At 38.5% G+C, this 14,655-nt stretch carries 11 protein-coding genes and 1 pseudogene; 8 read left to right on the plus strand and 4 right to left on the minus strand.

The window, feature by feature from the left end:
- Window positions 1-72 precede the first annotated feature (72 nt).
- The 3 genes and pseudogenes from FTU92_RS02340 to FTU92_RS02350 all read left to right on the plus strand — a co-directional run.
- Window positions 73-1,323: pseudogene (locus FTU92_RS02340) on the plus strand (TonB-dependent receptor); the annotation flags it as partial.
- A gap of 83 nt (window positions 1,324-1,406) precedes the next feature.
- The gene (locus FTU92_RS02345; protein ID WP_218944518.1) at window positions 1,407-1,685 is read left to right on the plus strand and encodes a hypothetical protein; all 279 of its coding nucleotides are present in this window, start codon (window positions 1,407-1,409) and stop codon (window positions 1,683-1,685) included.
- A gap of 348 nt (window positions 1,686-2,033) precedes the next feature.
- Entirely contained in the window at window positions 2,034-3,281 is a 1,248-nt protein-coding gene (locus FTU92_RS02350) for an ISNCY family transposase (protein WP_180095488.1), read from the plus strand.
- Between the two features lie 190 nt (window positions 3,282-3,471).
- Here the strand turns inward: FTU92_RS02350 and FTU92_RS02355 are convergent, their stop codons facing one another.
- Window positions 3,472-3,930: a DUF2147 domain-containing protein gene (locus FTU92_RS02355; RefSeq protein WP_180095490.1), complete on the minus strand. Its 459-nt coding sequence runs from the start codon at window positions 3,928-3,930 to the stop codon at window positions 3,472-3,474.
- Window positions 3,931-4,350: 420 nt separating this feature from the next.
- Between FTU92_RS02355 and FTU92_RS02360 the strand changes: the two genes are divergently transcribed.
- From FTU92_RS02360 to FTU92_RS02375, 4 genes are all read left to right on the plus strand, one after another.
- On the plus strand, window positions 4,351-6,210 hold the full coding sequence (locus FTU92_RS02360) for an ABC transporter ATP-binding protein (RefSeq protein WP_154320748.1): 1,860 nt from the start codon (window positions 4,351-4,353) through the stop codon (window positions 6,208-6,210).
- Between the two features lie 227 nt (window positions 6,211-6,437).
- Window positions 6,438-7,466, plus strand: a complete 1,029-nt coding sequence (locus tag FTU92_RS02365) for an AraC family transcriptional regulator (RefSeq protein ID WP_004973729.1) — start codon at window positions 6,438-6,440, stop codon at window positions 7,464-7,466.
- A gap of 71 nt (window positions 7,467-7,537) precedes the next feature.
- Window positions 7,538-7,912, plus strand: coding sequence for a glycine cleavage system protein GcvH (gcvH, locus tag FTU92_RS02370; RefSeq protein WP_104851960.1), 375 nt, complete (start codon window positions 7,538-7,540; stop codon window positions 7,910-7,912).
- A gap of 293 nt (window positions 7,913-8,205) precedes the next feature.
- Window positions 8,206-9,396 carry an MFS transporter gene (locus FTU92_RS02375; protein WP_179994186.1) on the plus strand — a complete coding sequence of 397 codons (1,191 nt, stop codon included), beginning with the start codon at window positions 8,206-8,208 and terminating at the stop codon, window positions 9,394-9,396.
- A 123-nt stretch (window positions 9,397-9,519) separates the two neighbouring features.
- On the opposite strand, the gene FTU92_RS02380 is transcribed toward FTU92_RS02375, so the two are convergent.
- Window positions 9,520-10,578 (minus strand): 3-deoxy-7-phosphoheptulonate synthase, encoded by a 1,059-nt coding sequence (locus FTU92_RS02380; RefSeq protein WP_104851962.1) that lies wholly within the window; start codon window positions 10,576-10,578, stop codon window positions 9,520-9,522.
- 517 nt (window positions 10,579-11,095) lie between these two features.
- Window positions 11,096-12,211, minus strand: a complete 1,116-nt coding sequence (locus FTU92_RS02385) for an S-(hydroxymethyl)glutathione dehydrogenase/class III alcohol dehydrogenase (RefSeq protein ID WP_004973720.1) — start codon at window positions 12,209-12,211, stop codon at window positions 11,096-11,098.
- A gap of 237 nt (window positions 12,212-12,448) precedes the next feature.
- Between FTU92_RS02385 and FTU92_RS02390 the strand changes: the two genes are divergently transcribed.
- Window positions 12,449-13,972, plus strand: coding sequence for a phospholipase D family protein (locus FTU92_RS02390; RefSeq protein ID WP_131261443.1), 1,524 nt, complete (start codon window positions 12,449-12,451; stop codon window positions 13,970-13,972).
- Window positions 13,973-14,049: 77 nt separating this feature from the next.
- Here FTU92_RS02390 and FTU92_RS02395 read toward each other — a convergent pair whose 3' ends face one another.
- Window positions 14,050-14,634, minus strand: coding sequence for a uracil-DNA glycosylase family protein (locus tag FTU92_RS02395; RefSeq protein ID WP_004973715.1), 585 nt, complete (start codon window positions 14,632-14,634; stop codon window positions 14,050-14,052).
- Window positions 14,635-14,655 lie beyond the last annotated feature (21 nt).

Below are 14,655 nucleotides of genomic sequence, written 5' to 3' on the forward strand. Positions count from 1 at the left end.
CGTTCAACAACTCGATACGATTATGTCACTAAGCGACCTAAAGATATTCAGGCGCTGCGCTTTTCTGCAGATGAACATGGACAATTTGCAGTAGCAGGGGACGTTGGGGGATTTTTGGGAGAAGATCACCAATTTGGCTATCGCATTAATTTAGTCAATGAACAGATTGATTCTTATGTAGATCATGTAGATGGCGAGCGTTATTTGGCGGCATTGGCATTGGATTGGAAAGCCACAGCACAATCCAAATTTGAGTTTGATCTTGAAGCGCAGCGATCAGAACAAAAATCTGTTCCGGGTTATCAATTACTTGATGGCAAAGTGCCACAAAATGTGAAATGGGAGCGTTTACTAGGTTACCAAAGCTGGGGCAAGCCCGTCACAATTGATAGTCTAAATACCAGTTTAAAATACAACTATGCTTTCAATGATGACTGGAATTTAGGATTGGTGGCATCACACAGTAAATCTAAGGTGGATGATTATTCGGTATTTCCTTTTGGTTATTACCGAGATGGATGTGAGGCAGCATATTCGTGCAATACATTTAGTGCACAGGTGATAAAAACCCGCGATACGGATTTAGATAAATTTTTACCACAATTTGCTGTGAGTTATAGCCCATCAGAATCAACAACTCTGTATGCTTCTTATGCAAAAGGGCTGTCAGATGGAAAAACTGCGCCTTGGTTTGTAGAAAATAGTGCAGAAACCTTAGCACCAATCCATTCTGAACAATATGAAATTGGTTTAAAACAGCAGATTCATAACTTTTTATTAACCGCAGCTATTTTTGATTTACGTCAAGATAATCAATACTCTAAGCCGATCTTAGATAAACGTTATTTTGTTCAAGAAGGTGAGCAACGTAGCCTTGGTTTAGAATTAGGGCTGAATGGAGAATTAACAGATCATCTGGCATTAAGCTCATCTTTAGCATTGACCAAAGCTCGTTTAGATGAGGTTGAAGCGGTTGAATATGGCAATCATCAAGCGCAAAACGTGCCTAAAGTTCGTTTTGCAACACATCTTACTTATCAAGTACCCAATATTGAAGGTTTACGAGTGCTTGCAGGCGGTCAGTATAGTTCAAGCAAATATGCCAATAAGCAAGGCACTGCAAAAGTGAGCGGTTATAGTGTCTTTGATTTAGGCGCTGCATATCAATTTAAGTTGAATACAACCGATGCACAGTTACGTTTCAACATCAATAATTTATTGAATAAGAAATACTGGCGTGATGCAGGTGAATTTTATGGTGATGATTATTTATTCTTAGGTGCGCCACGTACAGCGACTTTATCTTTAAATCTGAATTTTTAGATTTGGTATAAAAGAAGAATAGCTTTTGACTAAAAGATAGCTAAAACCCTAATTTTTAGGGGATAATTCTTGGGATCGATATCATGATACAACTCATACAGTTTAATTTAGATCATTTAGACAAGACTTTATCTGATCAACAACATATTGAATATAATCAAATTATTGACTATGAAATAGTCAGGGAAAGTATTTGTAGCTTGATATTTAAATTAAGCAGACAGATGAAATTAGCTGATCCTGAACAACAAGACGTACTTCAAAAAAATATAAATAAACTCATCTACATAAGAGATTATTTACAAATTCACGATAGAGCATCCATTCAAAAAATTATGGCTGAGATCAAGTCTTATCAATAATGATATTGATGTCATAGCCACGCAGATTTGCGTAAGCTTGCTTGCACGCAAATCGAGTAGTGTTCTGATTTCGGCATAACTTATATTATGTTATTTAGGATACACTTGACGGCAAGATCGTTTATGATCGAAACTGTCAGGTGCAGCACCAACGATCAAAATGAGTTGCGGTAACGCAACTAAATCGGGTGCTGTCTTTAGATATCTTATTTAACATAATATAGATTATACGCAATTGAATTGTAACTCCAAAATAGAAATGTCCGGTTTCTCCAAAGTAAAAATGTCCGCTTTTAGAATACGCACTTTTGCGATTTTCTTAGCGGACGGTTTGTTATGTTGGTATCTATGTCGGATAAAGAACTTAAAAGATTGTCGGTCTTGCAGGAAATCTGTGATCAACGCATAACCCAGTCCCAGGCTGCTCAGTTATTACATATCTCAGAACGTCAGATCAGACGCTTATTGCAAAAATATAAAGCTCAAGGTCCTGCTGCATTAGCACATGCTGCTCGTGGTTTCGGTCCCACTTTAGCACATGAAAAGCTGACTACCATTCATGGATTTGATATTTCGGTAGAAACCCTGCGTTCTTGGATGATTGCAGCCAATTTATGGATTCCGCGATCCAAGCGCCAGAAACGTCCATATCAACCTCGATATAACCGCGATTGCTTTGGTGAGCTAATCCAGATTGATGGCTCATATCACGATTGGTTTGAAGGACGTGACGCTAAATGCTGCTTGTTGGTTTATATTGATGATGCCACTGGAAAGCTGTTGCATCTGCGCTTTTGTGAGGCCGAAACGACCTTTGATTATATGCTTTCAACCCGAGCCTACATTGAGCAATACGGCAAGCCTTTGGCCTTTTATAGCGATAAACACTCAGTATTTCGAGTCAATCAGAAATCCAAGCAAGACAGCCAGATCACGCAATTTGGCAGGATTCTCAACGAATTAAACATCGATATTATCTTTGCCAACTCACCACAGGCCAAAGGACGTGTGGAACGCGCCAACAGAACTCTGCAGGATCGCCTGATCAAGGAAATGCGTTTGGAAGGCATCTGCTCAATTACCGAGGCCAATGCTTGGCTGCCCTGCTTCATTGAGCAGTTCAATCAGAAGTTTGCCAAGTGTGCGAGAAACTCGAAGAACTTGCATCGACCTTTAACGGAATCTGATGCTGAGCTAGAGGATATTTTTACCTGGCAGGAACCGCGTAAGGTCACGAAGAATCTGACTATCACGTATGACAAGTGTATTTATATGCTTGAGCCAACAGCACTGAACCACAAACTTGTTGGGCAATACATAACATTTTTAGAGTATCCAGATGGTACTGTGGCCATCATGCACGAAGGACGGAAGATCAGCTACAGTATTTTCAATAAACTGGCTAGACTGCAGCAGAATGAAGTAGTTGAGAATAAAAGATTAGGTGCGGTTCTGGCCCATATCCAGCAACAACATGAAGAGTTGGAAAAACAAAATAAACGTTCCCGTTCCAAGAAAAGTATGCCGAGTCATAAAGCTCAGAAAGTTGTTATTGAACAAAGAAATTTAAATCCTGTTCTTGACTCTTGCAGTTAAAAACAGGACATTTTAAATGGTTTATCGCATAGACATTTTAATTGGTGAATAACAAATAAATATTAAGTAATTGATATGTATTAAGTTATTTTAAGTATTCGGTATCTCAATTTACCTTATCATTCACAAAAAATAAAAAAGCTACTCAATCTTTCAATCAAGTAGCTTCAAAAATACGCCGTACAATCTGTTAAAGTTTTTTCCAAGTCATCGTGCTAATCGCATTCGCGCTCTTGGCTTTGCCATATACTTTCATTTGATTATTCGCCGCATTTAATTGAGCATCAATTTTATAGACATAACCATCTTTCGGATTAATCCATTGTCCTTGCGAAAATTGTTTCGGATTTGAATTTGCCACTAAGCCTTCTAATGCCTGCATGCCTTTTATGGGCTGATTCTTTAAGTTGCCTTGGCATTTACTGCATACCTCTAATTGAATTGTGCCTACCGATAACAAATTTCGAGTAATTACAGCACTATATTCCGAAGTTTTAGAGTTCTTACGAATCACAATTTCTGCAACATAATGCCCTTTATGATCATCAATGACTTTCCATGTACCAATCAATGGATCAAATGGCATGGCTTGAACAGGAAAAATAAATCCCAAATATAGTGCAATTGCACCTAAAAAGTTACGCATCATAAAAATATCAACTTAAAACCAATTTACAGCACGGTTGTGCTAAAAATGGGCGTGATTATAGCAATCAATGTTGAGTTTAAATAAATTTTTCATAAAAATTAAATATTTATATGCTATTGGTTCGATGAAATATCATTAAAAATGTGAACCAATACGCTTTTTATGGGTAGATGAATTTTGATGCGTTGCAGCTTTATGCATAAAAGTGAATCTGTAACGTGGTTTTGTATGCCAATTAATCATCTATATTTCTTCTTTCAACATTTGCTGTGTTATGGCGTAAACTAGACCTACAAGCTGTATCACTATAAGTTAAGAAATATTCACAGGAATGCTCTTAACTTTATCCTAAGTTTTTGTTTTTACTGTCTTAAATTTATCTATCTTTAAATTTAGGTTTAGTCATCAAGGTAACATCGTATGCTCAAGTGGTTCGAGAAACTTATAGATCCTTATCCAAATAAAGGTTTGACCGAACCCTTGCCAACCACGTTTTTTGCCTTTGTTTGGCAAGCAGCTTCAGGTGTACGTCCATATTTATTGTTATTGGTTTTATGTACTGCAGGCGCTGCCAGCTTTGAAGCTTTGCTATATGCAAAAATTGGCGATTTAGTCACATGGCTTAGTCAAAGTCAGCCAGATACTTTCCTTGCGCAACATCAGCAGAACCTTACTTTGCTGTTTTGTATTTTATTGGCCAATATCTTTTTTGCCAGTGCGCAGTCAATTGTGAAGCATCAAATGTTATACAGTGGTTTTCCAATGCGTTTGCGTTGGCGTTTCCACAATTTAATGTTGCAACAAAGTCTGGATTTTTTCCATAATGATTTTGCAGGAAGACTCTCTGCCAAAGTCATGCAAACCGCCTTAGCAGTACGTGAGTTTTGGGTCATTTTGGGCGATATGCTTGCCTATGTATTCATTTACTTTATTACGATTAGTCTGGTATTGGGCGCAATTTCTCCAATGCTCATTTTGCCGTTATTGCTATGGTTGGCTTTATTTATTCTTGCAGCAGCTTATTTTATTCCGCGTTTGAGCAAAGTATCTAATGAACAAGCCGATGCACGTGCAGTGATGACAGGACGTGTGACCGATGCTTATACCAATATCCAAACCGTAAAATTGTTTGCGCATGCAGGCCGTGAAAGCCAATACGCCAAAGCATCTATGCAAGAATTTATGGTGACGGTTTATAAACAAATGCGTTTGGGCGCTCAATATGAAATCAGCATCAATTTACTGAGCGTGGTGTTGTATGTAGGCGTTTTAGGTACTGCAATTTGGCTGTGGTTAAATGGTCGTGCAGAATTGGGGATTATTGCAGCCACCACAGCCATGATTCTTAAACTCAACAGTATTGCCGAGTTTATGATGTGGCAGACCTCTGCCCTGTTTGAAAATGTCGGCACCATTCAAGATGGTATGAAAACTCTTGGACGTCCAATTGCGATTCAAGACAAAGTCAATGCGAAGCCATTACAAGTTGCTCAAGGCGAAATTCAGTTTAAAGATGTCAGTTTTGCTTATAACAGTAAAAACGTGATTGACCAGTTTAATCTGCATATTCGTGCAGGCGAAAAAATTGGTATTGTGGGACGTTCGGGTGCAGGTAAATCGACCCTCATTCAATTGCTTTTACATTTTTATGAGCTCAAACACGGCTCAATTATGATTGATGGGCAAAATATTGAAGATGTAACCCAAGACAGTTTGCGTAAAAATATTGCACTTGTCACTCAAGATACTTCGCTATTACACCGTACTGTGGCTGAAAATATTAAATATGGTCGTCCTGACGCGACTGATGCAGAAATGTTTGAAGCTGTACGCAAAGCCAAAGCCGAAGAATTTATTCCACAATTGACTGATTTACGTGGCAAAAAAGGCTATGAAGCCTACGTGGGCGAACGGGGTGTTAAACTTTCAGGTGGACAACGTCAACGTATTGCCATTGCCCGTGTTTTCTTAAAAGATGCACCTATTTTAATTTTAGATGAAGCCACCAGTGCGCTCGACTCTGAGGTTGAAGCGGCAATTCAATCGAGCCTCGATGAACTCATGCAAGGTAAAACTGTAATCGCGATTGCACACAGACTATCTACCATTGCACAAATGGATCGTTTAATTGTGCTCGATCAAGGACGTATTGCAGAACAAGGTACGCATGATGAACTGGTGGCTATGAACGGAATTTATGCACAACTTTGGCAGCGTCAAACAGGTGGTTTTTTAATTGAACAAGATAAAATCGTAAAACCATCGACTGATAAAAATTAGCATCTCCAGCAACTTTGCTGTAACTCAGGCTTTGATGAAATGCAGATATATCGCATATAGTCAAAGCCTGTTTTGTCTAACAATTTCCATAGAATTTCTTTAATTTTCATGCCAAGATGCAATATGTCATCTACGTTCTTATGTCGCCGTTTGGCAAACTAAGATATGCATAGATGACAGTCGCTAAGGCAAATTAAAATAAAATTAGCAAATGCAATGGAACATGCATGAAAACAATATCAGCACGTCAGGAACAAGGTGTTCCAGGGGTTTATGGCTTATTGGTTTTGGATGTTGTATCCCGTTGGGGTTATAACGCAGATACCTTATTTGCACCATTTCAACTCAATAGCGAAATGTTGGCAGACCCAGAATGTCGTATTCCTACACCTATTGCCAATGAGTTGGTTAAACATGCTTTAAAACTTACAGGCGAATCGACGCTCGGTTATCATCTTGGTACGCAAATGCGCATTTCCATTCATGGCTTTATTGGCTATGCGATTATGACTGCGCATGAAATTAGTGATGCGTTGATTTTAGCCAATCGTTTTATTCAACTGCGTATGCCCTTTTTACAATTGTTTTTCTCGACTTTTGGCGAAAAAGCCAGTCTGCAATTGCAGTGTGATATTCACATGGAACCTTTACGCACAGAAATTGCCATCGCTTTAATTATTGGCATGATTACCATGAGTAAAGCCATGACAGGTACCGAACACTTTACAGGTGAAGTCGATTTTGACTTTCCTAAACCTGCAGGTTTTGATCAGTATTTTTCGAAATTTCCTTATCATCAATTCCGTTTTGATCAGCCGTATTTAGGTTTAAGTTTTGACAAGCAATATCTAGGCTTAAAAATGATTAATGCCGATCCTATTGCCAGTCAAATTGCGATTAATCAATGTGAAGCCGAACTTTCTGCTTTAGGTGAACGTCGCCGCATTTCTATGCGAGTACGTGATATTTTAACCCACGCAGAACAGCATTATTTAAGCATTGAAAATGTTGCCGACTATCTACACATGTCCGACCGCACACTCAAACGTCAACTGGCTGCAGAAGGTACTTCATTTTCAAACTTGGTCGATGAAGTACGTTATCGGCATGCAACTTCCCTGCTTTCCCGTACAGACTACACGCTAGAACAAATTGCCGATGAATTGGGTTATAGCGATGTGGCAAATTTTAGTCGTGCTTTTAAACGCTGGAGTGGACGCAGTCCGAGCAATTGGCGTAAAGATCCGTATTTATAAACTTTTGTTTTTAGCAAAAAGCATGTATAAAACATGGCAAAAAGATTCGATACAATTTAAGGAGTTATCAAATGAATCACCCAGCGGAATTAAAATATGCAAGAACACATGAATGGGTGCGTATTGAAGGTGATTTGATCGTCACAGGTATTTCAGACCATGCACAAGATGCTTTAGGCGATTTGGTCTATGTAGAAGCACCTGAAGTTGGTCAAAAAGTAATTGCGGGTGAACAAGCAGGTGTGGTTGAGTCTGTTAAAACAGCTTCAGATATTCACGCCCCTGTTTCAGGCGAAGTAGTTGAAGTGAATAGCAATTTAGAAGATGACCCTGATTTTGTGAATGATGAACCGTATGGCAAAGGCTGGATTTATAAAATCAAACCAGACAATATGGCAGATGTAGAACAGCTTTTATCAAGTGCAGACTATGAATCTGGCTTATAAGCCTTAAATTTGCAGCGTTTAATCGCTCAAATTCAAAGAAATCAGCTTCGGCTGATTTTTTTTGTATTGCAACTTTAGAAAATAAACCTAATTATCTTTATTTGATAAAATAATTAAAATAATTGCATTAAAATCTAATTTTAAGTTTAATTTTATTGAATAGCTGTACTTTTCACATAAATGGGTTTATTATTTTTTGCATGATCTCGCGGTGTGATGATTTCCAATAACAAAGCATCTGTATAACAAAGTACACATTACACGCTGCTCCACTCACCATATAGGTTTAAATTATGTCTGCTATAAATGCTGAACATTTATGGAATAAGTCGTTTATTCTCTGCTTATTCAATAACTTGTTCTTATTCATATTTTATTTTGCGCAAACGACAGTTTTGCCTATTTATATTGTGAATGAGTTGGGTGGTAGCTTGTCACAGGCAGGTTTAGCCATGACTTTGTTTATGTTATCTGCAATCGCGATTCGCCCATTTAGCGGTTTGATTATTGAAAAATTTGGTGTAAAGAAAACCTTATATGTTTCTGAAATCATGTTTTGTCTGTGTAGCGTGGCATACATTTTTGTAGATAGTTTACTGTTTCTACTCGTACTGCGTTTTTTACATGGGATTTGGTTCAGCATTGTCACCACAGTTACCGTCCCTATTGCCAATAACTTTATTCCAGACAGTCGCAAAGGTGAAGGTATGGGCTATTTTTTGGTGTCAGTAAATTTAGGGATTGTATTGGGACCTTTAATTGGTTTAAGTCTGATTCAAAGTGTTTCTTATGCCAGTATTTCTACCTTACTATCCGTCAGTGTTTGGGTAGGTTTCGCCTTCTGTTTAATGATTCCAATTGCGACCCAAAAAGTAAAAACTGAAACAACACCTAAACGTAAATTAGGGCTTCAAGATTTTGTAGAGAAAAAAGCAATTCCTGTATCACTCATGGCGATGATGGTTTCTTTCGCGTATGCCAGTATTATGTCATTTATTTCCACCTTTGCAGAATCACGCAATATGCTGTCTTATGCGAGTTTATTCTTCGTGATATTTGCAGTTTCGATGATGATTTTGCGCCCAATTACAGGCAAAATTTATGATCGTAAAGGGGCGAGTTATGTGATTTATCCTGCAATTATATTATTTGCTTTAGGATTAATTGTCTTGAGTCAGGTACACAGTGTATTCGGTTTTATGTTGGCTGCTGCATTAATTGGTGTAGGGTTCGGGTCTGCCCAACCTTGCCTGCAAACCATTTCAATTCAACGCTCCCCTAAAGATCGTATTGGTCATGCCACATCTACGTATTTTTGTTGTTACGATATTGGTATCGCCTTAGGCGCGTTAATTCTAGGTTGGATTATTGCGGGTTATGACTATACCGCAGCGTATTTGCTCTGTGCTGTTGTGACCTTAATCAGTTTAATTTTCTATAAATTTGTTGTGGCTAAACAACCTAATGCAGATATTCAGGCTTAGTTTTTAATAGCAGCAAAAGAATTGTTATTTTAAAAACTAATCTAAGAAGAGTTGATTTTTAAATACTCTCCCACCCAAAAAACCTGAAATTTCAGGTTTTTTGGGTTTCTGGAGTTTTATTTTTTATGCAGTTTTAGCCAAAACCTGACGATTTAAGCTTTCAGCGACCTCAATAAGCAGTTGTTCAGTCTTATCCCAACCCAAGCAGCCATCGGTAACAGATTGACCATAAGTCATCTCGCAAGAAATCTTTTGATTTCCATCCACCAAATGACTTTCTAACATGATGCCACGGACTTGCGTCTGTTCACGTTCTGCCACAATGGTACGCAAGACTTGCGGTTGTTGTTGTGGGTCTTTATGGCTGTTACCGTGACTACAGTCAATAATCAATGCAGGCAACTGCCCTTTGGCTTTGTGCTGAATTTTCTCAATTTCTGCCAATTGATAATTTGGCCCTGAATTTGCGCCACGTAAAATTAAATGCGCGTGTGGATTACCTTGTGATGACAAAATAGCAGGTAAACCCGACTGGCTCATTCCCATGAATTGATGTGGATGACTTGCCGATTGAATTGCATCTAATGCAATTTGAATTGAGCCATCAGTTCCGTTTTTGAAACCAATGCTATACGGCATGGCGCTAGAAATTTCACGGTGAATTTGTGATTCACTGGTACGTGCGCCAATTGCACCCCAAGCCAGTACATCATCAAAATATCCCGTTGCCATTGGGCTTAAAATTTCAGAAGCAATTGGTAAACCCATTTCTATAATTTGTAGATACAGTTCACGTGATTTTTCTAAGCCTAATTGCATGTTTGCAGAGCCATCTAAGTCTGGGTCATACAAAAAGCCTTTCCAGCCTACCGTAGTACGTGGCTTTTCGATATAGGCGCGCATCACCAAGAAAATTTGATCTGAAACTTGGCTTTGTAATTGTTTTAATTTTTCTGCGTATTCGAGTGCTGCTTGCGGATCATGAATTGAACAAGGTCCTGTAATGACCAATAAGCGAGGGTCTGTGCCCGCTAAAATGTTCTGAATAATCTGTCGATGTTGTGCGATTTGTTGTTTTAGCGCAGATGAAAGTGGGAGTTGCGCTTTGAGTTGATGCGGTAAACTTAAACTAATTTCAGTATTGTTGGTCTGTTGTTGTAAAGCAGTATTTAAAGCATTCATTGGTCTGTTCCTTTGGACTGTTTCTCTTTTTTACAGTCCGATCATTTATTTCAGCGTTATGGGTCTAATGGATTGCAAGGTTTGAGTCATAGATTGACTAAAGTAAAACCAATAAAAGTTGCTAAAGTATGAATAATTAACGTTGTACATGATTAAATCTCCGAAAAACCTATAAAATTCAAAACACCAGACATAAAAAAACCTGATCAGGGTTGCCGATCAGGTATCAACTGGTGGGCAACCTTTTGCCCGAACGCGACTCAGGCAATCATTGAAACTGCCAAAAGTAATAGTAAGCGTTTGCGATTAAAGGTTGCTTTAACATCTTGTTTTCATCAAAAAATGAGCTGTTAAAATTAAAATACGCTGTATTGTTCCGTTTGGCAATCCTTTTTGTAAAATAATTTTTATTGGATGTATTTATTAAAATTAAGCTACTGTTTTAGCGAATCCAGGGGTTAAAAAAACCAAGCCGAAGCTTGGTTTTTGTTGGGTCTTTATTTAAGCGCGTTACTCATCATTGATCAAAATGAATCACACTACGAATAGATTTACCCTCATGCATTAAATCAAAGGCTTCATTAATTTGGTCTAGCCCCATGGTGTGCGTTACAAATGGTTCGAGTTGAATATCACCCTTCATGGCTTCTTCAACCATGCCTGGCAATTGCGAACGACCTTTTACACCACCAAACGCAGTTCCTTTCCAAGTACGACCTGTCACCAATTGGAATGGACGAGTTGAAATTTCCTGACCTGCACCTGCAACACCAATAATAATGGATTGTCCCCAACCACGATGCGCACATTCCAAAGCGGAACGCATCACATTGGTATTTCCAATACATTCAAAAGAATGATCTACGCCCCAACCTGTTTTTTCCACAATGACTTCCTGAATTGGGCGGTCATAATCTTTTGGATTTAAGAATTCGGTTGCACCAAATTGTTCTGCCAATTTGAATTTCTCTGGGTTGGTATCAATGGCGATAATACGGCTGGCTTTGGCTTTATGCGCACCTTGCACAACAGCTAAACCAATACCACCTAAGCCAAATACCGCAACGGTATCGCCTTCTTGGACTTTTGCAGTATTTTTAACTGCACCTAAACCAGTTGTAACACCGCAACCTAATAAGCAAACTTGCTCATGATTGGCTTCAGGATTAATTTTTGCTAAAGATACTTCAGCAACTACCGTATATTCACTAAAGGTTGAACAGCCCATGTAGTGATAAATCGGTTGTCCATTATAAGAAAAACGTGTCGTGCCATCAGGCATTAAACCTTTACCTTGTGTCGCACGTACGGAAACGCATAGGTTGGTTTTACCAGATTTACAGAATAAACATTCGCCACATTCTGCTGTGTAAAGCGGAATCACATGATCGCCTGGTTGAACACTGGTCACACCCTCACCAACTTCAACCACAATACCTGCACCTTCATGGCCAAGAACTGCAGGGAAAACACCTTCAGGATCTTCACCCGATAAGGTAAATGCATCGGTATGGCATACCCCTGTGTGGGTAATTTTGACCAAGACTTCTCCGGCCTGCGGCGGTGCAACATCAATTTCAACAATTTCAAGCGGCTGACCTGGGCCGAATGCGACGGCTGCACGTGATTTCATGAGCAAATTATCCCTAAAAAATACATTAACAGATGATAAGGGGCTGCTGACAATTCGTCTATGTTTGCGATGTGAGAGAGATATCTCGCAAGCTATTTATAAAATATCAACAGACTCTCACAATACCCTCTTTCTATTCAGAGTTTCAAGCATTAACATGAGGATAATCTCCATGTATAAATACAGAATGACTTAAGAATAATCATGAAGATCCAAAGACCTTGTTACTGGCTTGGAATGTTGGCTTTTTTCGCTATTTTACTGACAGGATGCAGTTTACCGATGAATCAAGCGAGCAAAGATAGCCCTGTTGAGCATTATGTAGATCATTGGCTGAATGGTCAGGAAATTGATGCACATTTATCCCAAAATTTAACAGCGTATCTTTCTCTAAATGATGCCTTTAGTAGCATCGCCTCGCGTTTATATTTGATTCAAAAAGCACAGCACCATTTAGATTTACAATATTACATTTGGGAAGATGATTTAATTGGTCAGTTGATGTTGGCTGAACTGCTCAAAGCAGCAGATCGTGGTGTAAAAGTTCGTTTATTAATTGATGATCAAAATGGTACGCAACTTGATCCAACCTTAAAACGGCTTGCTCAGCATCCTAATTTTGAAATAAAAATTTTCAATCCGTACAAATATCGGCATTTTCGTGTGATGGATTATTTGTTTCGTTTTAAACAAATCAATCGCCGTATGCACAATAAACTAATTATTGCCGATGGGGCGATTGCCGTGACAGGTGGGCGTAATATTAGCCGTGAATATTTTGATGCCAGTGAAAATTTTCAATTTACTGATATGGATATTCTATTCTATGGCAGTGCTGTCCCCCAAGCCAATGCCGTGTTTTTAGAGTTTTGGAATGACGAACTAAGCTATTCAGTAAAGCAATTATTAGGCACAGGCAACGCGTTGCAATTGAGAGAATTGCGTAATCGCTATGAATTAAATGCCAAATATAAAGATAAAATTCGTGAACGTGTGGCTAACGCGCAAGAAGAAGTCAGCATCAAATTAGAACAACATCCTGTACAGTGGGTATGTGCGCATTTTGTGGCAGATTCTCCGAATAAAATTCGGGGTACAGCTCAAGGCGAGCAACTGATTTACAAACAAATGTTAAAGTTAATGGGTGAGCCCAAACAACATTTAGAACTGGTTTCTGCCTATTTTGTCCCAACAGAAGATGGTCTTAAAACACTCACTCAACTGGCTGAAAAAGGAATACAGATACGTGTATTGACCAATTCATTTTTAGCCAATGATGTGCCTTTGGTACATGCATTTTATCAGCAGTATCGCGTAGATTTACTTAAATCAGGTATTCGTTTATATGAATTTAAGCCTTATATTGAACGAAAAAAGCGTACTTGGTATGAAGTTGCAACGGGTAACGTAATTCCTGCCAAAGGCAAAAACGCCTCGAGTTTACATGCCAAATTCTTTGATATAGATGGCATGGTCTTTGTAGGTTCTTTTAACCTTGATCCTCGTTCTGCAAAATTAAATACCGAAGTTGGCTTGGTGTTAGAGTCTGAACAATTGCAAAACGATGTTTCTCAATCTTTAGACCGCTATTTGCCACAAATTGCGTATGAACTGCAATTAGACGAAAACGGTCAAATTATTTGGTTAGATCATCAGGCAGATGGCAGTATTCAAACGTATCATCATGATCCTGAAACCACACAGTTTCAGCGTTTTATGATGAAAACAGTTTCATTATTCCCTATTGAATGGATGATGTAATGACAATAGATAGACATTAATTATGGAAGCGTATTTTTCTTTCTCTGCCATCACTGTCTACAATTATTTAAAGTTACTTATAGTAAGCCTATTTCTTTAAATAAGTTAAAATACGCTTCTGCCTTTTTCTCTAAAGCTAAAGGATAGGCTCGTGAAGATGAAGGCATCCGATATAAATGCAGCTCACGCTTGGCAAAATAGCAATGTGTCGCCTGCCCAATTTGAGGTTTTTCGGCAGATTCAGGCATAGATAACATGAGTGTATCAGTCGCTTTATCGCCTGTGGTCATAATGCTTTGACATAAAGGTATCTTGCTTAAAAGTGCTGCAATATCCATTGGTTTTTCAATCTGTAAAAATTTGTCTGATGCATTGCCTTTTAAGCGAATCACCTGCTGCGCCGTATCTGAAATAGCAATGCCAGTGGTGTTTAAAAAATCAATAATTTTATGAAGATGAAAATTTTTAGCTTCTAAATCTAAAAAGTAGTTTTTATCTTGAAAAAAGCATAAGCCCAAAATTCGCCACATATCATTTTGATAATTCGGATAATAAAAATCCATTTTCCAACGGCTTTTAGGTGGTGGAAAACTCCCAAGCATTAACAGCTTGGCATTGGCTGGTAAAAAGGGTTCGAGTGGATGGGTTTCTATTTCTGACATTGTTTAAAATCAATAAGTTAT

It is taken from the genome of Acinetobacter sp. YH12205 (assembly GCF_013418125.1).
GTDB lineage: Bacteria > Pseudomonadota > Gammaproteobacteria > Pseudomonadales > Moraxellaceae > Acinetobacter > Acinetobacter towneri.